At 67.3% G+C, this 22,628-nt stretch carries 18 protein-coding genes; 7 read left to right on the top strand and 11 right to left on the bottom strand.

What is annotated here, in order from left to right; all coding sequences use genetic code 11:
• Positions 1-5 precede the first annotated feature (5 nt).
• From pstB to FHR19_RS10510, 6 genes are all read right to left on the bottom strand, one after another.
• The gene (pstB, locus tag FHR19_RS10535; RefSeq protein ID WP_184028006.1) at positions 6-785 is read right to left on the bottom strand and encodes a phosphate ABC transporter ATP-binding protein PstB; all 780 of its coding nucleotides are present in this window, start codon (positions 783-785) and stop codon (positions 6-8) included.
• Positions 785-2,053 (bottom strand): phosphate ABC transporter permease PstA, encoded by a 1,269-nt coding sequence (gene pstA, locus FHR19_RS10530; RefSeq protein ID WP_246359467.1) that lies wholly within the window; start codon positions 2,051-2,053, stop codon positions 785-787. Before pstA ends, pstB begins: the two co-directional genes overlap by 1 nt.
• On the bottom strand, positions 2,046-3,416 hold the full coding sequence (pstC, locus tag FHR19_RS10525) for a phosphate ABC transporter permease subunit PstC (protein ID WP_184028003.1): 1,371 nt from the start codon (positions 3,414-3,416) through the stop codon (positions 2,046-2,048). Before pstC ends, pstA begins: the two co-directional genes overlap by 8 nt.
• 5 nt (positions 3,417-3,421) lie before the next feature.
• Positions 3,422-4,456: a substrate-binding domain-containing protein gene (locus tag FHR19_RS10520; RefSeq protein WP_184028000.1), complete on the bottom strand. Its 1,035-nt coding sequence runs from the start codon at positions 4,454-4,456 to the stop codon at positions 3,422-3,424.
• 136 nt (positions 4,457-4,592) lie between these two features.
• Positions 4,593-4,880, bottom strand: coding sequence for a hypothetical protein (locus FHR19_RS10515; protein ID WP_184027998.1), 288 nt, complete (start codon positions 4,878-4,880; stop codon positions 4,593-4,595).
• Between the two features lie 4 nt (positions 4,881-4,884).
• Positions 4,885-6,084, bottom strand: coding sequence for an ATP-binding protein (locus tag FHR19_RS10510; RefSeq protein WP_184027995.1), 1,200 nt, complete (start codon positions 6,082-6,084; stop codon positions 4,885-4,887).
• A 146-nt stretch (positions 6,085-6,230) separates the two neighbouring features.
• Here FHR19_RS10510 and FHR19_RS10505 point away from each other — a divergent pair, with 146 nt between their 5' ends.
• From FHR19_RS10505 to FHR19_RS10490, 4 genes are all read left to right on the top strand, one after another.
• Entirely contained in the window at positions 6,231-7,097 is an 867-nt protein-coding gene (locus FHR19_RS10505) for a glycine--tRNA ligase subunit alpha (RefSeq protein WP_184028917.1), read from the top strand.
• The gene (glyS, locus tag FHR19_RS10500) at positions 7,094-9,487 is read left to right on the top strand and encodes a glycine--tRNA ligase subunit beta (protein WP_343053240.1); all 2,394 of its coding nucleotides are present in this window, start codon (positions 7,094-7,096) and stop codon (positions 9,485-9,487) included. The genes FHR19_RS10505 and glyS overlap by 4 nt, the downstream gene beginning before the upstream one ends.
• 84 nt (positions 9,488-9,571) lie before the next feature.
• Complete coding sequence (gene ppdK / locus FHR19_RS10495; protein ID WP_184027992.1) at positions 9,572-12,250, top strand: pyruvate, phosphate dikinase; 2,679 nt, start codon at positions 9,572-9,574, stop codon at positions 12,248-12,250.
• Complete coding sequence (locus tag FHR19_RS10490; protein ID WP_184027990.1) at positions 12,250-12,444, top strand: hypothetical protein; 195 nt, start codon at positions 12,250-12,252, stop codon at positions 12,442-12,444. Before ppdK ends, FHR19_RS10490 begins: the two co-directional genes overlap by 1 nt.
• A gap of 114 nt (positions 12,445-12,558) precedes the next feature.
• Here FHR19_RS10490 and FHR19_RS10485 read toward each other — a convergent pair whose 3' ends face one another.
• The 3 genes from FHR19_RS10485 to queF all read right to left on the bottom strand — a co-directional run bounded on the left by FHR19_RS10485 (position 12,559) and on the right by queF (position 16,743).
• A complete protein-coding gene (locus FHR19_RS10485) occupies positions 12,559-13,845 on the bottom strand; it encodes a glycoside hydrolase family 130 protein (protein ID WP_184027988.1) in 1,287 nt (428 codons plus the stop codon).
• 41 nt (positions 13,846-13,886) lie between these two features.
• On the bottom strand, positions 13,887-16,166 hold the full coding sequence (locus FHR19_RS10480; protein WP_184027986.1) for a glycosyltransferase family 4 protein: 2,280 nt from the start codon (positions 16,164-16,166) through the stop codon (positions 13,887-13,889).
• 130 nt (positions 16,167-16,296) lie between these two features.
• On the bottom strand, positions 16,297-16,743 hold the full coding sequence (queF, locus tag FHR19_RS10475) for a preQ(1) synthase (protein WP_184027983.1): 447 nt from the start codon (positions 16,741-16,743) through the stop codon (positions 16,297-16,299).
• Between the two features lie 38 nt (positions 16,744-16,781).
• On the opposite strand from queF, the gene FHR19_RS10470 reads away from it, so the two are divergent.
• The 3 genes from FHR19_RS10470 to metC all read left to right on the top strand — a co-directional run bounded on the left by FHR19_RS10470 (position 16,782) and on the right by metC (position 20,532).
• Positions 16,782-18,323 carry a cryptochrome/photolyase family protein gene (locus tag FHR19_RS10470; RefSeq protein WP_184027980.1) on the top strand — a complete coding sequence of 514 codons (1,542 nt, stop codon included), beginning with the start codon at positions 16,782-16,784 and terminating at the stop codon, positions 18,321-18,323.
• Positions 18,324-18,353: 30 nt separating this feature from the next.
• Positions 18,354-19,184 carry a 3-mercaptopyruvate sulfurtransferase gene (gene sseA / locus FHR19_RS10465; protein WP_184027977.1) on the top strand — a complete coding sequence of 277 codons (831 nt, stop codon included), beginning with the start codon at positions 18,354-18,356 and terminating at the stop codon, positions 19,182-19,184.
• A 145-nt stretch (positions 19,185-19,329) separates the two neighbouring features.
• The gene (gene metC, locus FHR19_RS10460; protein ID WP_184027974.1) at positions 19,330-20,532 is read left to right on the top strand and encodes a cystathionine beta-lyase; all 1,203 of its coding nucleotides are present in this window, start codon (positions 19,330-19,332) and stop codon (positions 20,530-20,532) included.
• 2 nt (positions 20,533-20,534) lie between these two features.
• Here metC and FHR19_RS10455 read toward each other — a convergent pair whose 3' ends face one another.
• Positions 20,535-21,398 carry a cupin-like domain-containing protein gene (locus tag FHR19_RS10455; RefSeq protein WP_184027971.1) on the bottom strand — a complete coding sequence of 288 codons (864 nt, stop codon included), beginning with the start codon at positions 21,396-21,398 and terminating at the stop codon, positions 20,535-20,537.
• A complete protein-coding gene (locus tag FHR19_RS17990) occupies positions 21,382-22,578 on the bottom strand; it encodes a GNAT family N-acetyltransferase (RefSeq protein ID WP_184027969.1) in 1,197 nt (398 codons plus the stop codon). The genes FHR19_RS10455 and FHR19_RS17990 overlap by 17 nt, the downstream gene beginning before the upstream one ends.
• Positions 22,579-22,628: the final 50 nt, after the last annotated feature.

Below are 22,628 nucleotides of genomic sequence, written 5' to 3'. Positions count from 1 at the left end.
CCGGCTCAGCCGTAGCGGCCGGTGATGTAATCCTTGGTGCGCTCCTGGCGCGGATTGGTGAAGATCTGCGAGGTGACGCCGTATTCGACGAGCGTGCCGAGGTGGAAGAAGGCGGTCCGCTGCGAAACGCGCGCGGCCTGCTGCATATTGTGGGTGACGATGACGATCGCGTACTTGCCGCGCAGCTCGTGGACCAGCTCTTCGATCTTGGCCGTCGCGATCGGGTCGAGCGCGCTGCACGGCTCGTCCATCAGGATGACCTCGGGATCGACGGCGATCGCGCGGGCGATGCAGAGGCGCTGCTGCTGGCCGCCCGACAGCGCGGTGCCGGAGTCCGAGAGCCGGTCCTTCACCTCGCCCCACAGGCCGGCGCGGGTCAGCGAGCGTTCGACGATATGGTCGAGCTCGGCCTTGTTCGCCGCCAGCCCGTGGATGCGGGGGCCATAGGCGACATTCTCGTAGATCGACTTGGGGAAGGGATTGGGCTTCTGGAACACCATGCCGACGCGCGCGCGAAGCTGCACCACGTCCATGTCGGCGGCGTAGATATCCTCGCCATCCAGGCGGATGTCGCCGGCCACGCGCGCAGTCGGGATAGTGTCGTTCATGCGGTTGAGCGTGCGCAGGAACGTCGACTTGCCGCAGCCCGACGGGCCGATGAAGGCGGTGACATTCTCCATGTCCACGTCGATCGACACGTCGTCGATCGCCTGCTTGCGGCCATAATGGACGCTGACGTGACGGGCCGAGATCTTCGGCGCGGCAGTAGGGGCGGGGGCGTGCATCACCAGCGGGTCTCGAAACGGTTGCGAAGATAGATCGCCAAAGCGTTCATCGCGAGGAGGAAGACCAGCAGGACGATGATCGCCGCCGACGTCTTCTCGACGAAGCCGCGGCTAACCTGATCGGACCAGAGGAAGATCTGGACGGGCAGCACGGTGGCGGCGTCGGTCAGCTTGTCCGGCGGCGTGGCGATGAAGGCGCGCATGCCGATCATCAGGAGCGGCGCGGTCTCGCCCAGCGCGCGCGCCATGCCGATGATCGTGCCGGTCAGGATGCCGGGCAGCGCCAGCGGCAGGACGTGGTGGAACACGACCTGCACGCGGCTGGCCCCCACCGCCAGCGCCGCGTCGCGGATGGAGGGGGGCACCGCCTTGATCGCATTGCGCCCGGCGATGACGATGACGGGCATGATCATCAGCGCCAGCGTCAGCCCGCCGACGATCGGCGCAGATCGCGGCATGTTGAACGTGCCGAGGAAGACGGCGAGGCCGAGGAGGCCGAAGATGATCGAGGGCACGGCAGCGAGATTGTTGATCGACACCTCGATGAGGTCGGTCCAGCGGTTCCGGGGGGCGTATTCCTCAAGATAGATCGCCGACAGCACGCCCACGGGGAAGGCGAGGCCGAGCGTGACGAGCATCGTCAGCAGCGAGCCCTTGAGCGCCCCCCAGATGCCCGCCGCGGTCGGATCGGTCGAATCCGCGCCGGTCAGGAAGGTCCAGTTGAAGCCGCTCGTCAGCGCGTTCGCCGCCTTCAGGCGGGCGGCGGCGGCTTCGTCCTCGCGCTTGGCGGTGCCGGTCGCGGCCTCGTGGATGCCGGGCGCGGCGGGAACGGCGACCACCGTGCGGCGCGAGAGCAGCGCGGGGTCCGCCTTGATCGCCTCGCGCACCGTCACCCAAGCGCTGTCGGAGATCACGCGCTCGCCGTCCGGCCCGAACGACTGCACGGCGGCGACGCCGACCGCGTTCTGAAGGCCCGCGCCCGCCAATGCGAGGTCGGCGCCGGCGCGGTTCAGTTGCTCGGGCCGCACATCGAGTGCCATCGTCGGGAAATCGAGCGGTAGCCGCACCTCTGTCCTAGAAAAGCCGCCAAGCCCGCTCCACAGAATCGTCACCAGCAGGACCGCGAGGAACGCGCCCGACAGCGACACCGCGGCCAGCCCCAGCCAGCGGAAGCGCCGCTCGCCGGCGTAGCGGCGGCGGATGCGCCGCTGCATCGCGGGCGAGCGCCAGTCGGTGGGCGCGCGGTCGAGGGAAGCACGCTTATTCATAGGCTTCGCGATACTTCTTCACGACGCGCAGCGCGACGATGTTGAGGAGAAAGGTGATGACGAACAACGTCAGGCCAAGCGCAAAGGCAGCCAGCGTCTTGGGGCTGTCGAACGCCGCTTCGCCGGTCAGGAGGTCGACGATCTGCTTGGTGACGGTGGTCGCGCTGTCGAACGGGTTGAGGCTGATCGTCGCCGCGCCGCTGGCGGCCATGACGACGATCATCGTCTCGCCGATCGCGCGGCTGACGGCGAGGAGGATACCGGCGACCACCCCCGGCAGTGCGGCGGGCATCAGGACTCGGGCGATCGTCTCCGACTTGGTCGCCCCCATCGCCAGGCTGCCGTCGCGCATCGCGGCGGGGACGGCGGCCAGCGCATCGTCGGCCATCGAACTGACGAAGGGGATAATCATGACGCCCATGACGAGGCCCGCGGCCAGCGCGCTTTCCGAACTGGCATAGGGCATCCCCAGCGCCACGGCGAATTGGCGGATTGCGGGACCGACGGTCAGCGCGGCGAAATAGCCGTAGACGACGGTGGGCACGCCGGCGAGAATTTCCAGCATTGGCTTGACCCAGCGGCGGACGGCAGGGGCGGCGTATTGGGTGAGGTAGACCGCGCTCATCAGGCCGAACGGGATCGCCACGGCCATCGCGATCACCGCGCCGATGAAGAAGGTGCCCCAGAATAGCGGCACGGCGCCGAGGTCCCGGCCGGGATGGGCCACGCCGACACCCTGCGGACTCCAGTGCGTGCCGAGGAGGAAGTCGGCGACGGGCACGATCGAGAAGAAGCGCGCGCTTTCAACGAGAAGCGATCCGAAGATGCCAAGCGTCGTCAGGATCGCAATCAGGCTGGCGACGAGCAGGATCAGCATCACCCCGCGCTCGACATGCCCGCGCGCGCGGAAAGGCGCGGCGATGCGGCTGAAGGCATAGAGTCCGCCCGCCAGCGCGAGGATCAGCGCGATCCCCGTGCCGATCCAGGCATAGCGGGTGAGATAGGTGCGATAGATCGGCGCCAGCACCTCGGCCTGCGGGTTGAACGCGCCGAGGTCGGGATTGCGTGCGATCGCCCGCGCCTCCGCCAAAATCGCCGATCGCTCGAATGCGAAGGCAGGGAGGGATGCCGCCTGCGGGCTCGCCAGGACGCCCTCTCGCACCAATTGCGGGCTGATCCAGCCCCAGGCGGCGAGGAACACGAACGCGGGGATCGCCACCCACATCGCGACGTACCAGCCATGCTGGCCTGGCAGCGAATGCAGACGCGTGGCGCCGCCCAGCCGAACGGCGCGCGCACGGGCGGTCAGCCAGCCGATCAGGGCGAGGCCGAGGACGAGGAAGAAGAGCGCGGACCCCGACATCGCGGCTATTGCAGCTCCGCCGGGTCGAGCGACTTGCCTTGCGCGATGATCGCGGCGGAGGCGGCGCGCACGGCGCTGGGCGCGGCGATCATTCCCTTGCGCACCAGCGGGCCGTTTGGTCCCCAGGAAGCGGCATAGTCGGCGAGGAAGTCGGTGAGGCCGGGCACGGGCTTCAGGTGCCGCTTCTTCACATAGATGTAGAGCGGGCGGGCGCCCGGATAGCGGCCGGTCGAGATCGTCTCGTAGGTCGGCTCCACCCCGTCGACGGGCACGCCGTGCAGCCGGTCGGTGTTCTCCTCGAGATAGCTGAAGCCGAAGATGCCGATCGCGTTCGGATTGGCGTCGAGCTTCTGGACGATCAGATTGTCGTTCTCGCCCGAATCGACATAGGCGGCGTCGTCGCGGACGCGGGTGCACAGCCGCGCGAAGCCGTCATGGTCGCGCTCCTTCATGACGGCAGCGCCGGGGATCAGCGCCTCGCATGCAGGCGCAAGGATCAGTTCGGCAAGCGCGTCGCGCGTCCCGCTGGTGGCGGGCGGGCCGAGCACCTGGATCGGGATCGCGGGCAGGCCGGGATTGACGTCGGACCAGAGGCGCGCGGTGTTCGCCTTGCCGCCGGGAAACGCCGCCAGCGCGCGATAGAGGTCCGTCCGGCCGAGCTTCAGCCGCGGGCCGCGGTTCGATTCGGCCAAGGCGACGCCGTCGAGCCCGACCTGCACCTCGATGATCTCGTCGACGCCGTTCGCCGCGCAGGCATCATATTCGGACCGGCGCAACCGGCGCGAGGCGTTGAGGATGTCGGGATGAAGCGGGCCGATGCCGGCGCAGAACTGCTTGACGCCCGCGCCGGTCCCCGTCGCCTCAATCACCGGGGCCTTGCGATCGGGGCGCTTGTTGCGGAAGGCTTCGGCAACGGCGGTCGTGAAGGGGTATACGGTGGAGGAACCAACGATCCGGATCTCGTCGCGCGCGACCCCGCCCTCGTCGCACGCGGCGAGTGCAAGGGCGACGAAGCCGCCAAGGGCAAGAGAGCGAAGCATCGAAACGGTCCCCCGGACGCCTGGACAGGCGGTTCCATGAAGGCCGCTAGCACCCGATCGACGCCCCTTTGTGACACCGACGTTGCGGTTTGATGACAGGGTGGGGGGTTCTGCGATCCGGCCGCTCTACGACGGATCAGAGGCAATCGCCATGAAGGAAACACGCGGCCGCGGCCGCTATGACGATGGAACCGGGGATGTACCCTAGGGTAAAAACAAGAACGACCGCCGCCGCCACGTGGCGCGGCCAGCGCGCTGAAAGTATCCCCGCAATCCCGGCAAGCCAAGCCGCGGCGAGAATGCCGTAAGGGATCAATGGCCCTCGCATAGCATCGAAATAAGTGGCAAAGAAGACGATGGCGATCGGCGCAACGATCGTCGCTGCAATCGCGCAGGCCGAACGTTTTGCCGCCGCGCTGCTCACCGTGTCATGCCGCCACCACCGGCAGCAGCACCGTTACCGTCGTGCCCCTCCCCGGTGCGCTGGCGATGTCGAGCCGGCCGCGATGCCGCTCGACGATGTGCTTGACGATCGACAGGCCGAGGCCCGTCCCGCCCGCCTGTCGGCTGCGGCCCGAATCGACGCGGTAGAAACGTTCGGTCAGGCGCGGCAGATGTTCCGCCGCGATCCCGTCGCCCTCGTCGCGGACGGAGAGGCGCAGCATCGCGCCGCCGTCGTGGCGCAGCTCGACCGTGACCGGCGTGCCCGGGCGGCCATACTTCATCGCGTTGCCGACGAGGTTGTGGAGCACCTGGCTCAACTGTGCGCGGTCGCCCTTGATCGGGGGCGCATCGGCGATGGCGGTGACGAGGTCGGCGGCGCGCGCGTCGGCGATGCTCGTCACTTCGGCGCGGACTTCCTCGACCAGCTCGCCCAGGCGGACGATCTGATCGGGCTCGCGATATTTCTCCGCCTCGATCCGCGACAGGCTCATCAGGTCGTCGACCAGCCGGCGCATCCGCGTCGCCTCGCCGAACATGATCTTGAGGAAGCGGTCGCGGGTGTCCGGGTCGTCGCCCGCCCCCTCGCGCAGCGTTTCAATGAAGCCGAGGATCGAGGCGAGCGGGGTGCGCAGCTCGTGGCTGGCATTGGCGACGAAATCGATGCGGATCTTGTCCGCGGCATAGCTGCCGGTGCGGTCGATCAGGTGGACGACACGCAGGGACGGCCCGGCGGCGCGGACGTGCATTTCCCATCGCTGCTCGCGCGTGCCGACGCCCACCAAGTCGATCGGCGCCTCATCCTCGGGCAGCGGCGCGATCAGCCGCTCCGCCGCGGCGGGGTGGCGGATGGCGAGGCGCACGTCCTCGCCGAGGATATGCTGGCCGAGCAGCGCGCGGGCCGCCGTGTTGGCGCGCACCACGCGGCGGTCCGCCACGACGAGGACCGGCTCCACCACCGCCTCGATCACGTCGCTGACCAGCGCGTCGGGGGCGGGGGCGGGCGTCGGCGCGGCAACGGGGCGCTCGTCGCTTTCGGTGCCGAGCGCGACCAGCACCGCGGCGATCGCACCGACGATCGCGACGAGGGTCGCCGACACGTCGCCGCCGATCAGCAGCGCCGCCGCGCCGCTCGCCACCGCGAGCGCCAGCGCAATGCCCGCCCGAATCGCCCGATCGCTCCCCATCGGCAAGCTGGCTAACGCATCGGCGCGGCCTTGTCGCCGCTGGCTTGTTGACCGGGCGGCGGGGGTTCGCCAAGGGATCGGCATTTCCCGCCGTTACACGAAGGTGCGCCTTGTCCCGACCCGATGCGCCGATGAGCTTCCAGCGCATGATCCTGACGCTCCACGATTATTGGAGCGAGCGCGGCTGCGTCATCCTGCAGCCCTATGACATGGAGATGGGGGCGGGCACCTTTCACCCCGCGACGACGCTGCGCGCGCTGGGGCCGGAGCCGTGGAACGCCGCCTTCGTCCAGCCGTGCCGCCGGCCCACCGACGGCCGCTATGGCGAGAACCCTAACCGGCTCCAGCACTATTACCAGTATCAGGTGATCCTGAAGCCCAGCCCGCCGGACTTGCAAGAGCTGTATCTCGGCTCGCTGGCGGCGATCGGCGTCGACATGGCCACCCACGACATCCGCTTCGTCGAGGACGATTGGGAGAGCCCGACGCTCGGCGCCTGGGGCCTTGGCTGGGAAGTGTGGTGCGATGGGATGGAGGTGACGCAATTCACCTATTTCCAGCAGATGGGCGGCTTCGACTGCAAGCCCGTCGCTGGCGAGCTCACCTACGGGCTCGAGCGGCTGGCGATGTATATCCAGAATGTGGACAGCGTGTACGACCTCGCCTTCAACGATGCCGGCGTGACGTACGGCGACGTGTATCACGAGAACGAGGTCCAGATGTCGACCTGGAACTTCGAGGTCGCGAATACCGACAGCCTGTTCGACGCGTTCAGGAAGCATGTGGCGGAGTGCGAGAATTCGCTGAACGCCGCCCTGCCGATCGCCGCCTATGAACAGGCGATCAAGGCGAGCCACGTCTTCAACCTGCTTCAAGCGCGCGGCGTTATCTCGGTCGCCGAGCGGCAGGCCTATATCGGCCGCGTCCGGGATTTGGCGAAGGGCGCGTGCAGGGCGCAGATCGACAAGATGACGCCCCAATGGCGCGCGAACTTCCCGGAGTGGAGCCTGTGACCGACTTCTTGCTCGAACTCCGGTCGGAGGAAATCCCCGCGCGGATGCAGGATCGGGCGCGCGCCGACCTAGAAAAGCTGTTGGTCGCCGAGCTCGCCAAGGCGGGTATCGCGGCGGGCGAGATCGTCACCTATACGACGCCCCGCCGCCTTGCGCTGATCGCGCGCGGGTTGCCGGAGGCGACCGAAGCGGTGCGCGAGGAAGTGAAGGGGCCGCGCACCTCGGCGCCCGAACAGGCGCTTGAAGGCTTCCTGCGCAAGACCGGGCTGACCAGGGAACAGCTCACCGATCAGAACGGCGTCTGGTTCGCCGTCACCGAAAAGCCGGGCCGCGCGACCGCCGAGGTGCTGGCCGCGGCGATCCCGGCAATCGTCCGCGCCTTCCCCTGGCCCAAGTCGATGCGCTGGGGCGATGCGTCGCTTTCAAGCGAGAGCCTGCGCTGGGTCCGGCCGTTGCAGGGCATCGTTGCGATTTTCGGACAGGACTTGGTTTCCTGCGAAGTGGCCGGGATTGAGAGCGGCTTCGCCACCGTCGGCCACCGCTTCCACAGCCCGCACGCGATCACGATCGGCGGCGCGCACGACTATGCCGAGAAGCTGCGGCTCGCCCATGTCATCGTCGATCAGGACGAGCGGCGCGCGATCATCCGCGACCGGGCGGGCGCGCTGGCGGCCGAAGCGGGCCTCACGCTGATCGAGGACGAGGGGCTGGTCGCGGAGAATGCGGGCCTCACCGAATGGCCGGTGCCGCTGCTCGGCCGGTTCGACGAAGGCTTCCTCGACGTGCCGGCGGAGGTGATCCAGCTTACCGCGCGGGTGAACCAGAAATATTTCGTCTGCGAGCAGCCGGACGGCGGGCTGGCCAACGCGTTCGTCTGCGTCGCCAATATCGAGGCGAAGGACGGCGGCGCGAAGATCATCGCGGGCAACCAGAAGGTGCTTGCCGCGCGGTTGAGCGATGCGCGCTTCTTCTACGAGACGGATCTCAAGGTGCCGCTTGAGGAGCAAGCCAAGAAGCTCGAGAAGATCGTCTTCCACGAAAAGCTGGGCACCGTCGCCGACAAGGTCGAGCGCATGGCGAAGCTCGCTCGCTGGCTGGTCGAGGAGGGCATCGTCAAGGGCGCCGACCCCGCCCACGCCGAACGCGCCGCGCGGCTGGCCAAGGCCGATCTCGTCACCGGCATGGTTGGCGAGTTCCCCGAATTGCAGGGCCTGATGGGCGGCTATTACGCCAAGGCGCAAGGCGAACCGACCGAGGTGTGGGAAGCGGTCCGCGACCACTACAAGCCGGTCGGGCAGGGGGACGAAGTGCCCACCGCACCGGTGACGGTGGCGGTGTCGCTGGCGGACAAGCTGGATACGATCGCGTCGTTCTTCGCGATAGACGAGAAGCCAACTGGATCGAAGGATCCGTTCGCCATCCGGCGCGCCGTAAACGGTGTTATTCAACTTATTTTTGGTTCTTCACTCACCGTGTCGATCAGCCAAGTCCTTGATCAAGCATCGCGGTGGGGCTACCGTTTGAATCTGTTGAAGTTGATCGAATATCCTTTCTGGCTTGAACTGCATGTTCGTTCCTCAGCGCAGGCAAAACAAGACGATACGGTATTCCGGGATCTGAAAGCTCGTTATGGAGTGGATGGCGCACCTGTAGATAGCCTTCCTCTTGCTGACACCGTGCTGTCCTATCAGCGAATGTACATTGGTGACGAGTTGACCAAGGTGGTCGATTTTTTCGCCGACCGCCTCAAGGTCCAGCAGCGCGAGGCTGGCGTTCGCCACGACCTGATCGACGCGGTTTTTGCGCTGGGCGGGGAGGACGATCTCGTCCGGTTGCTGGCGCGCGTGCATGCGCTGCAGGCGTTCGTGACGACGGGCGAGGGGGCGAACCTGCTCGCGGGTTACAAGCGGGCGGCGAATATCCTCAAGAAGGAGGGGTGGCGGGACGCCGCCGCGCCCGCGCCGACGCCGACGATGCGCGAGATGGCCGACCATTCCGCGCCCTTTGGCGAGGAACCATCGCGGCTTCCGGAGGAGCGGCGGGTGATCGAGGTGGACCTGGCCAACGGCCATATCCCGCAAACCGGCGAGGAGGATCCGCTGGCCGAAGCATCCGCGCCCGCCGGCGCCCCCGCCCACGAACCCGCTGAAGCCGCGCTGATCGCGGCGCTCGACGAGGCGGAGCCGCGGGCGGCGGCGGCGATCGAGGCAGAGGATTTCGAGGGCGCGATGGCGGCGCTCGCGACGCTGCGTGCGCCGATCGACGCCTTCTTCGAGCAGGTGACCGTCAACGATGCCGATCCGGCCAAGCGACAGGCGCGGCTGGCGCTGCTGGCGCGGATGCGGGCGGCGGTGCATCGGGTGGCCGATTTCTCGAAGATTGAGGGCTAGGCAACTTTAGTCGGAGTGGACTTCGGCCACAGTCGCTGCAATGCAGCGCATACCTATGCAAAGACCGGAAGGCGGGGATACGTGATGGCGAACCAGGGCACCGAACCGCAATATGTCTATCGCTTCGGCGGCGGCGTGTCGGATGGCGGCAAGGGGGACAAGTTCCTGCTGGGCGGCAAGGGCGCGAACCTCGCCGAAATGGCCTCGATCGGCCTGCCGGTGCCGCCGGGCTTCACCATCTCGACCGCGATGTGCACGCGCTATTCCGAGGAGGGCCAGACCTTTCCCGACAGCGTGCGCGCCGAGGTCGCGGACGGAATCGTGCATATCGAGCAGGTGACGGGCAAGGCGTTCGGCGACCCCGCCAACCCGCTGCTCGTCTCGGTCCGCTCGGGCGCGCGCGTGTCGATGCCGGGCATGATGGACACGGTCCTGAACCTCGGCCTGAACGACCAGACGGTAGAGGGGCTGGCGCGCGTGTCCGACGATCCGCGCTTCGCCTGGGACAGTTATCGCCGTTTCATTCAGATGTATGCCGACGTGGTCCTCGGCCTCGACCACGACCGGTTCGAGGAAGCGCTGGAGATTGCCAAGGAGGATCGCGGCTATTTCCTCGACACCGACCTGACCGCCGACGACCTGAAGGCGCTGGTCACCGAATATAAGGGCCTGGTCGAGGAGCTTTGGGACAAGCCCTTCCCGCAGGACGTGCACGACCAGCTCTGGGGCGCGGTCGGCGCGGTATTCGGGTCGTGGCAGTCGGAGCGGGCGAAGGTCTATCGCCGCCTGAACGACATTCCGGGCGATTGGGGCACCGCGGTCAACGTGCAGGCGATGGTGTTCGGCAACATGGGCGACACCTCGGCCACGGGCGTCGCCTTCACCCGCGATCCCTCGACCGGCGAGAACGGCTATTATGGCGAGTTCCTCATCAATGCGCAGGGCGAGGACGTGGTCGCGGGCATCCGCACGCCGCAATACCTGACCCGCGCGGCGCGGGAAGCGGCGGGGGCCAAGCCGCTGTCGATGGAAGAGGCGATGCCCGAGGTGTACGGCGAACTGGCGGGCGTGTTCGACACGCTCGAGCGCCATTACCGCGACATGCAGGACATCGAGTTCACCGTCGAGCGCGCCAAGCTGTGGATGCTCCAGACGCGAAGCGGCAAGCGGACGGCGAAGGCGGCACTGAAGATCGCGGTCGACATGGCGAGCGAAGGCCTGATTACCGAGGAGCAGGCGGTGGCCCGCGTCGATCCCGCCGCACTCGACCAGCTGCTTCACCCGACGCTCGACCCCGATGCGCCGCGCGATGTCCTGACCAAGGGGTTGCCCGCGTCGCCGGGGGCCGCCTCGGGCAAGGTCGTGTTCGACGCCGACACCGCCGAGAAGATGGCGGCGGCGGGCGAGGACGTGATCCTCGTTCGCGTCGAGACGAGCCCCGAGGACATTCACGGCATGCACGCGGCCAAGGGCATCCTGACCGCGCGCGGCGGCATGACCAGCCACGCGGCGGTGGTCGCGCGCGGCATGGGTCGCCCCTGCGTCTCCGGCGCGGGGAGTCTCTCGATCAAGGGCAAGGACGGGGTGATGCGCGTCGGCGACCGCGAGGTGAAGGCGGGCGAAGTGCTGACGATCGACGGCTCGACCGGCGAGGTGATGCTTGGTGCGGTGCCGACCGTGCAACCCGAGCTGGCCGGCGATTTCGGCACGCTGATGGCCTGGGCCGACAAGGTCCGCCGGCTGAAGGTGCGCACCAACGCCGAAACCCCCGCCGACTGCCGCACCGCGCGCGAGTTCGGGGCGGAGGGCATCGGCCTTTGCCGCACCGAGCACATGTTCTTCGACGCCGGCCGCATTACCTCGGTCCGCCAGATGATCCTGGCGTCGGACGAGGCGGGACGGCGCGCCGCGCTCGAAAAGCTGCTGCCCGAACAGCGCGCCGACTTCGCCGAGATCTTTGCGGTGATGGCGGGCCTGCCGGTGACGATCCGCCTGCTCGACCCGCCGCTCCACGAGTTCCTGCCCCACGAAGATGCCGAGTTCGAGGAAGTCGCCAAGGCCACCGGCATGGAGGTCGAGGCGCTGAAGCGGCGGGCGGGCGAGCTGCACGAGTTTAATCCGATGCTCGGCCATCGCGGCTGCCGCTTGGGCGTCACCTATCCCGAAATCTATGAGATGCAGGCGCGGGCGATCTTCGAGGCGGCGGTCGAAGTCGCGGAGCAGTCGGGCGCGGCGCCGGTGCCCGAGGTGATGATCCCGCTGGTCGCCACGGCCAAGGAGCTGGAACTGATGAAGGCCGTTGTCGACAAGGCGGCGGAGGCGGTGTTCGCTGACAAGGGGCGGCGGATCGAGTATCTGGTCGGCACGATGATCGAGCTGCCGCGCGCGGCGCTGCGCGCGGGCGAGATCGCCGAAGTGGGCGAGTTCTTCAGCTTCGGGACCAACGACCTCACCCAGACGACGCTGGGCGTCAGCCGCGACGACGCGGCGCGGTTCCTCGGCGTCTATGTCGAGAAGGGCATCTACGCCCGCGATCCGTTCGTCAGCATCGATGTCGAGGGCGTCGGCGAGCTGGTCGAACTGGCCGCCGAGCGCGGGCGCAAGACACGGCCCGACATCAAGCTTGGCATCTGCGGCGAGCATGGCGGCGATCCCGCCTCGATCGCGTTCTGTGAGAAGGTCGGGCTCGATTACGTGTCGGCGAGCCCGTACCGCGTGCCGATCGCCCGGCTGGCGGCGGCGCAGGCGGCGCTCGCCAAGTGATGCAGCACCGCCGCGCCCGCACCACCCGTGACGGTTACGACCGCGTGGGGCCGTTCCATCCCTTCGTCGCCTGGGCAGGAGTCGCGCTGTTCGACCTGTCGCTGATCGCGTTCGTCGTGCTGACGATGCTGGTCGGGGCCGACTGGACCGAGGACCTCATCTTTCCCGGCGGGCCGGAGGTCCTGCCGTTTTGACGGCTTAGAAGAAGAAGCGGGACCCCGGATCAAGTCCGGGGTGACGATTGCGGGGAGTGCACATCCCTTACCATTACCGTCATCCCGGGCTTGACCCGGGATCCCGCTACCTTCTTACTCCATCACCTTCAGCATCGAGCTGATCGTCACGAACGCGAACGCGACCGAGCTGTCGGCGACGCCATAGGGGATGAACAGCCGGTCGCCGTGTCGGATCGCGCCGCATGAATAGACGACGTTGGGGACATAGCCCTCCCGGTCCTGATCCGCCGCGGCCAGCAACGGCTCGCGCGTGCGGCCGATTACTCTCGACGGATCCTCCTTGTCGAGCAGCACCGCGCCAATTGAATATTTACGCATCGCGCCGACGCCGTGGGTGAGCAGCAGCCAGCCCTCGTCGATCTCGATCGGCGGGCCACAATTGCCGATTTGGACCAGCTCCCATGGGTAATGGGGCTTGAGCAGCAGCTCGCCCTCGTCCCAGTGGGTTAACGTGTCGGACTGGATCAGGAACAGGTTCTCGCCGTCCTGACGGCCGATCATCATGTACTTGCCGCCGATCTTGCGCGGGAACAGGCCCATGCCCTTGTTCCGCGCGGCCGAGCCGGTCATCGGCACGAGGTCGAACGCGCGGAAATCGCGCGTGCGCAGCATCTCCGACTGGATGACCGAGCCGTTATAGGCGGTGTAGGTGCCGAGCCATTCGGTGCTGCCGTCGTCGTGCGTGAAATGGACGAGGCGCATGTCCTCCAGCCCGTTCGACTGCGCGCGGGTGATCGGGAAGATGACCGTGCCCGACAGCGTCGAATCGCGGTGGCGGTGAACCGTCACCTCGCCCTCGGGGATACCGTGCTCATCCGCGCCCTCACGATCGACGGCGGTGGCGAAGGGGGGCTCGGGCGCAAGAATCAGCTCGTTATGGTCGGTGATGATCCCCTCTCGGAACGCGACCGAACTGATATGCCCTTCGCCCACGGCGCGGAGCGACATGAGGATGCGCAGGCTGCCCGGCGGCATCCCCGACTGGTCGAAATGCGGCACCGCGCTGGGGTTCATCAGCGCGGCGGCGGCGTAGCTGTATTCGTGGCAGAAATAGGCGCCGATAAGCTGCCGCTTCTCGTCCGAGATCGCCGCGCCGTCGAGCTTCAGCAGATCCTCGATCTGGTCGTAGCGGGTCATGAAGACGCGCCGCGTCTGCCAGTGCCGCGCCTCGAAATCCTTGAGCACGGTGTTGAGCTGCTGACGCGCCTCGATCGGCGACATTTCCAGGACGGCATGGACCAGCCGTTCCGTCCGGCTGGGTGCCGATCCGTTCGACTGCCACGCGATATGAAACGGACGCACGACCACGCGCGAAGGGTCGGCATGCAGCCGTAGCGCGTGGGTTTCCAATTCGAGCATTCAAGCCCCCCGTAAGGCCGTCGCTCTACGACCCGATTGTTCTAAGCGACGACGATGCGCGGCGGGTCTGCCAGATTTGCCGCCGCCTTTGAAAGCCCGGAAATGGCGCAATTGGCCAATTGCAGCGCCAAAATCGACTCCGCGCCCTGATTGCGGTTGAGCCCGGTGGGCTGAAGCCCGTCGAAGCAGCCGCCGTCCTGCGCCGTCGCCAGCGGCAAATCGAGGTCGTTGCCGCCGAGATACCAACGATACGCCCGCATCGCTTCCTCGTACCAGCGCTTCTCCCCGGTTGCCTCGAACGCGGCGGCGCATGCCTCCACGGTCGCCTGTGCTTCCAGCGGCTGCTGATCGAACGGGAGCGGCTCGGCATATTCGCGTCCAAAGCTCTCGGTCCCCACGGCTCGAAAATTGCCGGCGGGCGAGGTCTGGCGCGAGACGATCCATTCGAGCGTCTCGATCCCGCAATCGACGAAATCCTGCCGGCCGAGGGCCTGCCCCGCACGGATCAGCGCCTCGGGCAGGCGGGCGTTGTCATAGGCGAGGACGATCTCGAACCACTGCCAGTCGGGACGGCGGTTCGTCTCGCACAGCGCGACGAGCTGCTCGCCGAAGCTTTCAAGGATGCGCGTCGCGATCGGGTGGGCGGGAAACCCGTCGCGCATCGCCGCGGCGCCCAGCATCGCGAATGCCTGCGCCCGCGGGCTGCCGAGGTCGAAGGCAAGGCTGGCGGTCTGGTCGAACAGCGCGGCCGCCCAGTCGCGATGCTTCTGCTCGCGCGCCTCGGTCGCGGTGACGCCGAGCGCCCAGAGCGCGCGGCCGTTAGAATCCTCCGACCCCTCGTCCTCGCACCATACGCGGTCGAAGCGCATGAAGTTGCGGAAGCGGCGCTTGTCGGGGTTCCAGGCGTACTGGACGAACGAAGCGTAGATGCTCGTCCATTTGTCGCGCGTCACGTCGTCGAGCGGATCGATGCGGCACATCAGGATCAGCGCACGGGCATTGTCGTCGATACAATAGCCGTGGCGACGATCGGGGATCGAATAGATCGAATGCTGGAGCATGCCCGTCGCGTCGCTCATCCGCTCGACCGCGGCGAGGTCGGGGCGGAGCGGTGCGGTCTCGCTCGCGCTGCCGGTGATGCGCGCGGGACGGGCGGTAACGATCTGCTCCGCCGCCTTCATGATCCCCTCGGCCAGGCACGGCCACAGCATCGTGCGCCCGCGGGCATAGGCACGCGTCGCCAGCGCCATCCGCTCGCCGTCGTCGGCCAGCAACCCGCCGATCGCCCGCGCGAAGCCGGCGACGTCGCCGAAATCGACGAGCATGCCATGACCGTCGCCGAGGATCTCGGTAGCGTGGACATAGGGGGTCGAGACGACCGGCTTGCCCATGCCGACCGCGAAGCTCAGCGTGCCCGAGGTGATCTGCGCCGGGTTGTGGTAGGGCGTCGCATAGATGTCGGCGGCCTGCAGATAGTCGAGCAGCTCGGGCTCCTCGGCGAAGCCGTCGATCAGTTCGACATGATCCGCGACGCCCAGCTCGGCGGCCTGCGCGATCAGGCGCTCGCGATACGCCTCGCCCTCATGCGCGACGAGGTTGGGGTGGGTGGCGCCCAGCACCACGTAATGCGCGCGCGGCTCCGCCTTCACGATCTCGGGCATCGCCGCGATCATCGTCTCGATCCCCTTGTTGGGGGCGAGCAGGCCGAAGGTGAAGATGACCTTGCGCCCCTCCCACCCGAAGCGCGGCTTCATGCTGTCGGGGACGAGGAAGGCACGGTCGGGCACGCCGTGCGGGATGGTGACGATGCGGCGTGCGTCCGCGCCGTGGACGCGGGTCAGGATCTCGCGGCCCTTCTCGGCCATGACCATGACCTTGCTCGCGCGGCGGAGCAACGCCTCCATCACCCGACGCTCCTCGGCACTGGGGCGCTCAAGGATCGTGTGCAGCGTGACGATGACGGGCAGCGAAGTGCGGTCGAGCAGCGAAAGCAGGTGATCGCCCGCCGAGCCGCCGAAGATGCCGTATTCGTGCTGGACCCACAGCACCTGCGCGCCCGACACCTCGATCCGGCGGGCAGTCGCCAGATAGGCGGACAGGTCGTGCTGCGGGATCGTCGCCGTCACCGCGTCGGGATAGGCATAGCGGCCGGGATGGTCGTCCATCGCATACACATCGACCATGAGGTCGGGGTAGCGCGCGACCATCGCCTGATGACAATGCGTGGTGAACGTCGCAAGACCGCACTGGCGGGGCAGATAATTGCCGATGAGCGCCAGATGCCTGATCTGCGGCGCCTTCGCTCCCTCAAGCGTCGACATGAGCTTACCTTTCGCATGTGCAACAGGGACCGGGCAGGTCCGAAGCGTCCACCTCCAAACGAGTTAAGCGAAATATGGTTGCAACATTGCTGCAACGCAACAAGCGATATTCATCCGCCGTTCAGCGCGTTCAGCCGCGGCCGCGATAGCCGGCAACGCCCTGGTCTGGCACCCACAGCCCGTCGGGCGACGGTCCGGATTGCCAGAACACGTCGATCGGGATGCCGCCGCGCGGATACCAGTAGCCGCCGATGCGCAGCCAGACAGGCTTCATCTCGCGGAACAACCGCTCGCCGATCCCGACGGTGCAGTCCTCATGAAACGCCGCATGGTTGCGAAAGCTCCCGAGGAACAGCTTCAGCGACTTGGATTCGACGATCGTTTCGGCGGGGGCATAGTCGATGACGAGGTGGGCGAAATCGGGCTGCGCCGTCACCGGACAGAGCGAGGTGAACTCGGGCGCGGCGAAGCGGACACAGTACAAGGACCCGGGTCGCGGATTGGGAACATAATCCAGTACCGCTTCGTCGGGGCTGGCGGGCAGGGCGCTGGTCTGGCCGAGATGCTTGGGGGTCATGCGGCGCCATATAGTCGCGCCTGCGACGGAGGGAAGATTTGACGGTTCTGATCCCCGTGCTGGGCGACCAGCTATCCGATAATCTCTCGTCGCTGGACGGCATCGACAAGGCCGAGGCGCGCATCCTGATGATGGAGGTGGGGGAGGAAGCGACGTACGTCCGCCACCACGTCCGCAAGATCGCGTTTCTCTTCTCGGCGATGCGCCACCATGCCGAACGGCTGCGCGAGGCTGGCTGGACCGTCGATTACGTCAAGCTCGACGACCCCGGGAACGAGGGCAGCTTCTCCGCCGAGGTCGCGCGGGCGGTCGAGCGGGTAAAGCCCGACCGTATCGTCGTGACCGAGGCGGGCGAGTGGCGCGTGCGCGCGATGCTCGAAAGCTGGGCGGACCGCTTCGACTGCGAAGTGGAGATCCGCGCCGACACCCGCTTCGTCGCCATTCATGCCGAGTTCGAGGAGTGGGCCGCCGATCGCAAGGCGCTGCGCATGGAGTTCTTCTATCGCGAGATGCGGCGCAAGACCGGCCTCTTGATGGACGGCGCCAAGCCCGAAGGCGGGCAGTGGAACTACGACGCCGAGAACCGCAAGCCACCGCCGGCCAAGGAGCGCCCGGCCGCCCCGCTGTCGTTCGAGCCGGACAAGATCACCAAGGATGTTCTGAAGCTCGTCAAGGCGCGGTTCGACAATCATGTCGGCGGCCTCGACGATTTCGGCTTTGCGGTGACGCGCGAGGATGCGCTGAAACAGCAGGCGCATTTCATCAAGCATCACCTGCCGCAGTTCGGCGACTATCAGGACGCGATGGTGACGGGCGAGCCGTATCTGTGGCACGCGATCCTGTCGCCCTATCTCAACGCCGGTCTGCTCGACCCGCTCGACCTGTGCCGCGCGGTGGAGAAGGCGTATCGCGCTGGCAAGGCCCCGCTCAACGCGGCCGAGGGCTTCATCCGCCAGATCATCGGCTGGCGGGAGTTCGTGCGCGGCATCTACTGGCGTGAGGGGCCGGATTATACGAGCCGCAATTTCCTCAATGCCAAGCGCGACCTGCCCGACTTTTACTGGACGGGCGAGACCGACATGCATTGCATGGCGGAGGCGATCGGCGGGACGCTCGACCACGCCTATGCGCACCATATCCAGCGGCTGATGGTGACGGGCAATTACGCGCTGCTGATCGGCGCCGACCCCGAACAGGTGCAACGCTGGTATCTGGAGGTTTATGCCGACGCCTATGAGTGGGTGGAGGCGCCCAACACGCTTGGCATGAGCCAGTTCGGCGACGGCGGGCTGCTCGCGTCGAAGCCGTACGCGTCGTCCGGCGCCTACATCAATCGCATGTCCGATTACTGCGGGAAATGCCGATACGACGTTAAGAAGCGCGAGGGCGAGGACGCCTGCCCCTTCAACGCGCTCTACTGGGACTTTCTGGCGCGAAACCGGACCAAGCTCGGCAACAACCAGCGGCTGGCCATGCCGTACCGGAATTGGGACCGGATGGACGAAAAGACGCAGAAATCCGTCCGAAAGCAGGCCACCTCCTACCTGAGGACGCTTGGCGGGGGGCGCGCTTCTTCGTAGGCTCAGGACAAAGCACAAGGGAGGACTGTCATGGATTCGCTCGTTTCGACCGAATGGCTCGCCGGGGAACTGGGTGCGAGCGACCTGCGCGTCGTCGATGCGACCTGGTTCATGGCAGGACAGGGCGACGCCGCCGCCGATTACGAAAAGGCGCATATCCCGGGTGCGGTGTTCCTCGATTTGGAGGACGTGCGCGACACGTCGAGCGACCTGCCGATGATGCTGCCCGCCGCGGAGAAGTTCGCCAGTCGGATGCAGTCGCTGGGCCTCGGCGATGGCAGCCGCATCGTCCTCTACGACAACTCCCCCTACAAGACCGCGGCGCGCGGCTGGTTCATGCTCAAGACGTTCGGCGCGCACGATGTCGCGATCCTTGATGGCGGGCTCGCCAAATGGCTGGCCGAGGGGCGCCCGACCGAAAGCGGGCGCGAGACGCTGCGTCACCGCCACTTCACCGTCTGGGACGACCGCAGCGCGGTGCGCAGCCTGTCGGACATGAAGGCGAATTTGGACAGCAAGGCCGAGCAGGTGGTCGACGCCCGCTCCGCCTCGCGCTTTTCGGGCGAGGAGCCGGAGCCGCGCGCGGGGACCGCATCGGGCCATATCCCCGGTTCGGCGAATGTGCCGATCGCGCGGCTGTTCAATGCCGACGGCACCTACAAGTCGAAGGACGAGCTGCGCGCGGCGTTCGAGGCGGCGGGGGTCGATGTGGAGAAGCCCATCGTCACCACCTGCGGCTCGGGGGTCACCGCCTCGGTTCTTGCCTTCGCGCTGCACCTCCTGGGACAGAAAGCGGCGCTCTACGACGGCAGCTGGTCCGAATGGGGCACCGACAAGGATACGCCGAAGGCGACGGGGTAAGGCGCTTCCGTCACCCCGGACTTGATCCGGGGTCCCGCTTCTTCTTGGACGTTGAGGCAGAAGAGGCGGGATCCCGGCTCAAGGCCGGGATGACGGGGAATGTGAGCGATTGTCCGGGCTCCCCGCCGCCGCTACCACCGCGCACATGACCAAGCCCCGTGACCCTGCCGCCCCGATCACCGACGCCACGCGCGTGGTCCAGGCCGGGCGGCGGGAGGAGTGGACGCAGGGGATCGTCAATCCGCCGGTCTGGCGTGCCTCCACCATCCTCTACGACGACGTGGCCGACCTGCGCGCCAATGCGCGGCGCGATACGACGCATCGGCTGTTCTACGGCCGGCGGGGCACGCCGACGCAGTGGAGCCTTGCCGACGCGCTGACCGAGCTGGAGCCGGGGGCGGAGGGAACGCTGCTCTATCCCTCCGGCGTGGCGGCGATCGCGACCGCGCTCTTGGCGGTGCTGTCGCCCGGCGACGAGGTGATGATCCCGGACAGCGCCTATGACCCCACACGCTCGATCGGCAACGGCATCCTCAAGCGGATGGGGATCGCCACGCGCTTCTACGATCCGCTGGTGGGCGCGGGGATCGCGGACCTGATCGGCCCGGCGACACGCGCGATCTTCATGGAAAGCCCTGGCAGCCTGACGTTCGAAGTACAGGACGTGCCGGCGATCGTTGCCGCGGCGAAGGCGCGCGGCATCGTAACGCTGCTCGACAATACCTGGGCGACGCCGCTCCTCTTCCCGGCGATCGCGCGCGGGGTGGATTACACGATCCTTGCCTGCACCAAGTACGTCGTCGGCCATTCGGACGTGATGCTGGGGTCGGTTACGGCAGGACCGGGCCGGTTCGAGGCACTGCGGAGCGCGACCTATCAGCTCGGCCAGTGCGTCAGTCCCGACGATGCGTGGCTGGGTAGCCGCGGCCTGCGTACGATGAAGCTGCGGCTCGACGAACAGGGGCGGTCGGCGCTCGCCATCGCCGAATGGCTCAAGAGACGGCCGGAAGTGGCGCGGGTGTTGCACCCCGCAATGCCCGACTGTCCGGGGCATGAGGTGTTCGCGCGGGACTTCGCCGGGCCGGCGGGGTTGTTCAGCGTGGTGCTAAGAGGCGGCAGCGATGCGGGCCGCGTCGCGATGATCGACGGGCTCGCGCATTTCGGCATCGGCTATAGCTGGGGCGGGTATGAGAGCCTCGCGCTGCCGATCGACCCGCAGCATTATCGCACGGTCACTCAATGGAAGGCGGAGGGGCCGATGATCCGGCTCCAGATCGGGCTGGAGGATACGAACAACCTGATCGCCGATCTGGAGGCGGGCCTCGCGCGGTTCACGGCGGCCGGCTGATCTCAGCCCGCCTTGTCGATCCCCACCACGCGGCGCGCCTTGGCGATGGCGCGGTAGGCGGTCGACTTGGCGAGGTTCTGCGACGGATACCGCTTGGGCGCTGAGGGCGACAGGCCCACATCGCGCATCATCGCGTTGAGATTGTGCGCATATTGCTCACGATAGCTCCACTCGGAGCGCCACGTAATCGAGAAGGAGACCGAGGTCGCTGGGCCGTTCTGGACCCAGTGCGGCGCCTTGACCGGCACGTAGATCGCCTCGCCCGGCACGATCGTAATCGGCTGGCCGCGGTCCTTGATCTCGTCGCGGAAGGGTAGGTTGCGGTGCGCGCCGCGGTGGAAGGCTTCGTGCGCCTCCGGCTTCACCACGTCGTGGTCGGCGGGGTCGAAGACGGTCATCGTCTTGGTCCCGCGCAGTTGCAGCAGGATGTTGTGCTCGGGATCGAAGTGGAAGGGCGTCACCGCATTGGGTGAGGAGACGAAGATGAATGCCTCCCGCTTCAGCATCGGCCCTGTCGACGGCGCGGCGAGGGTGGCGATCTCGTCCAGCACCTCGTCCATCAGCGTCTTGTACGCCGGGTCCTGCTCGACGAACTTCAGCACCATCCACGACCCGTTTTCCTCGATCGACCGGATCGTGTCGGCGAACGAGAGACCGTTGTCGCGAACGCTGTCCGGATCGACCCCGATCGGCAGGTCCGCGAGATTCTGTTCGACATCGACCGGCCGCATCCGCTGGGCAAGGCCGACGAGCGACTCGAGTTCGAACAATTTGTGCCCGACCAGGCGATGGGTCAGCTTGCCCGCGGTTTCGGGATAGAGCGCGTCGAAGGTCGCCCGCGCGCCGTCGTCAAAGATCTGCGTCATCGTCGTCGTTCCGTGGCTGGGGATGCGAGGGAGTACGGCGCGCCTTGATCGCGGCCCAGCTGCGCTCGACCGCGCGCGCCGTGGCAAAGGCAAGGCGCCCGCGCGCGCCGCCGATGGGCAGGGTCAGCCGGACGATGGCGCGTCGCTCGGCCCAGAGGCTGTCGATCATCGGGTGGTTGGCCGCGGCGCAGCTGTCCATCCAGTCGATGCCGGGCGCGTCTAGGATACCGTAATTCTCGATCTGGATGAGAACGCCGGGCGAAAAGCGGGCATAATCCTCGTCATAGGCGATCTTGAAGGAGGCGCTGCCAGGGGAGCAAAGGAAGTTGACGAGCATCGCGATCGTACGGTCGCCGACCGCCATGCGCAGCATTTCGAGGCGCCCGGCATCGCGTGCGCCGGCCAGTGCCTCGGCGAAGAACGCGCGCTTGGCCGCGTCGTTGCCGAGCGCCGATCCCTCACGGCCTTTCCACCCCGAGGCCTCGATCGACAGGAAGGCCGCGGTCCACTCGTCAAGATCGTCGCGGGGCGTCAGCCGCGTCGTCCCGACCGGGCCTAATTCGGCGAGGCGAGCGGCCAGCCGCTTCAACTCCTTGCGCTTCTTCTTTCGCACCGTCGCTTCGTAATAGGCGGCAGGCGATAGGTCGCTGGCCAGCAGCGCGCGCTGATGGCGCATGACCGTCGCGACGGGGCGATCGGCGATCGCCGCCAGGGCGCGGTGCGCCGCGCCGTCCTCGACGATCGCGGTCAGGTGAAGGAGCGGGGGGAGGCCGGGTGCCCTGTCGAGGCAGGCGAGCATCGCCGCCATCGCCGCCGCCTCTTCCCCGGCACGCAGCAGCGGCATGCCGAGAAACGCATTGGCGTGGACCCAATTGGTCAGCGTCGGCAACGGGATACGGTAATAGCGTGGCTCGATGCCAAGCGGCATCAGGCCGACCAGCGCCTCGCCGCGAAACGCCGCGACTGCGCGGACGGTGCCGCCATCACCCAGATGCCGTGCCGACGCTGCGAGAAACCAGCGTTCTGCAAAGGGATTGGGCTCCGCGGCATGAGCAGTACAGTCGTCCCAGGCTACGCCATGCGTCGCATCGAGCTCGGCCAGCGTCGTCAGGCGCGCCGACAGGGGCGCCTCCGCCGCCTGATCCCGCTCGATCGGTGTATGGTACAGCGCTGCCTCCACGATGGGGCCAGCCTTAGCGATTAGCCGTTAACAAGCCGCTGCCGTCACAA

Source organism: Sphingomonas yantingensis (assembly GCF_014199325.1).
Lineage (GTDB): Bacteria > Pseudomonadota > Alphaproteobacteria > Sphingomonadales > Sphingomonadaceae > Sphingomonas > Sphingomonas yantingensis.
The sequence above is the reverse complement of the archived record's forward strand: the minus strand, read 5'-3'. Positions and strand labels throughout refer to the sequence as shown.

What these genes read in the sequence shown, in the direction of transcription:
- pstB (WP_184028006.1), bottom strand. Translation starts at nt 785, where the DNA reads ATGCACGCCCCCGCCCCTACTGCCGCGCCGAAGATCTCGGCCCGTCAC.
- pstA (WP_246359467.1), bottom strand. Translation starts at nt 2,053, where the DNA reads ATGAATAAGCGTGCTTCCCTCGACCGCGCGCCCACCGACTGGCGCTCG.
- pstC (WP_184028003.1), bottom strand. Translation starts at nt 3,416, where the DNA reads ATGTCGGGGTCCGCGCTCTTCTTCCTCGTCCTCGGCCTCGCCCTGATC.
- FHR19_RS10520 (WP_184028000.1), bottom strand. Translation starts at nt 4,456, where the DNA reads ATGCTTCGCTCTCTTGCCCTTGGCGGCTTCGTCGCCCTTGCACTCGCC.
- FHR19_RS10510 (WP_184027995.1), bottom strand. Translation starts at nt 6,084, where the DNA reads ATGGGGAGCGATCGGGCGATTCGGGCGGGCATTGCGCTGGCGCTCGCG.
- FHR19_RS10505 (WP_184028917.1), top strand. Translation starts at nt 6,231, where the DNA reads ATGATCCTGACGCTCCACGATTATTGGAGCGAGCGCGGCTGCGTCATC.
- ppdK (WP_184027992.1), top strand. Translation starts at nt 9,572, where the DNA reads ATGGCGAACCAGGGCACCGAACCGCAATATGTCTATCGCTTCGGCGGC.
- FHR19_RS10490 (WP_184027990.1), top strand. Translation starts at nt 12,250, where the DNA reads ATGCAGCACCGCCGCGCCCGCACCACCCGTGACGGTTACGACCGCGTG.
- FHR19_RS10485 (WP_184027988.1), bottom strand. Translation starts at nt 13,845, where the DNA reads ATGCTCGAATTGGAAACCCACGCGCTACGGCTGCATGCCGACCCTTCG.
- FHR19_RS10480 (WP_184027986.1), bottom strand. Translation starts at nt 16,166, where the DNA reads ATGTCGACGCTTGAGGGAGCGAAGGCGCCGCAGATCAGGCATCTGGCG.
- queF (WP_184027983.1), bottom strand. Translation starts at nt 16,743, where the DNA reads ATGACCCCCAAGCATCTCGGCCAGACCAGCGCCCTGCCCGCCAGCCCC.
- sseA (WP_184027977.1), top strand. Translation starts at nt 18,354, where the DNA reads ATGGATTCGCTCGTTTCGACCGAATGGCTCGCCGGGGAACTGGGTGCG.
- metC (WP_184027974.1), top strand. Translation starts at nt 19,330, where the DNA reads ATGACCAAGCCCCGTGACCCTGCCGCCCCGATCACCGACGCCACGCGC.
- FHR19_RS10455 (WP_184027971.1), bottom strand. Translation starts at nt 21,398, where the DNA reads ATGACGCAGATCTTTGACGACGGCGCGCGGGCGACCTTCGACGCGCTC.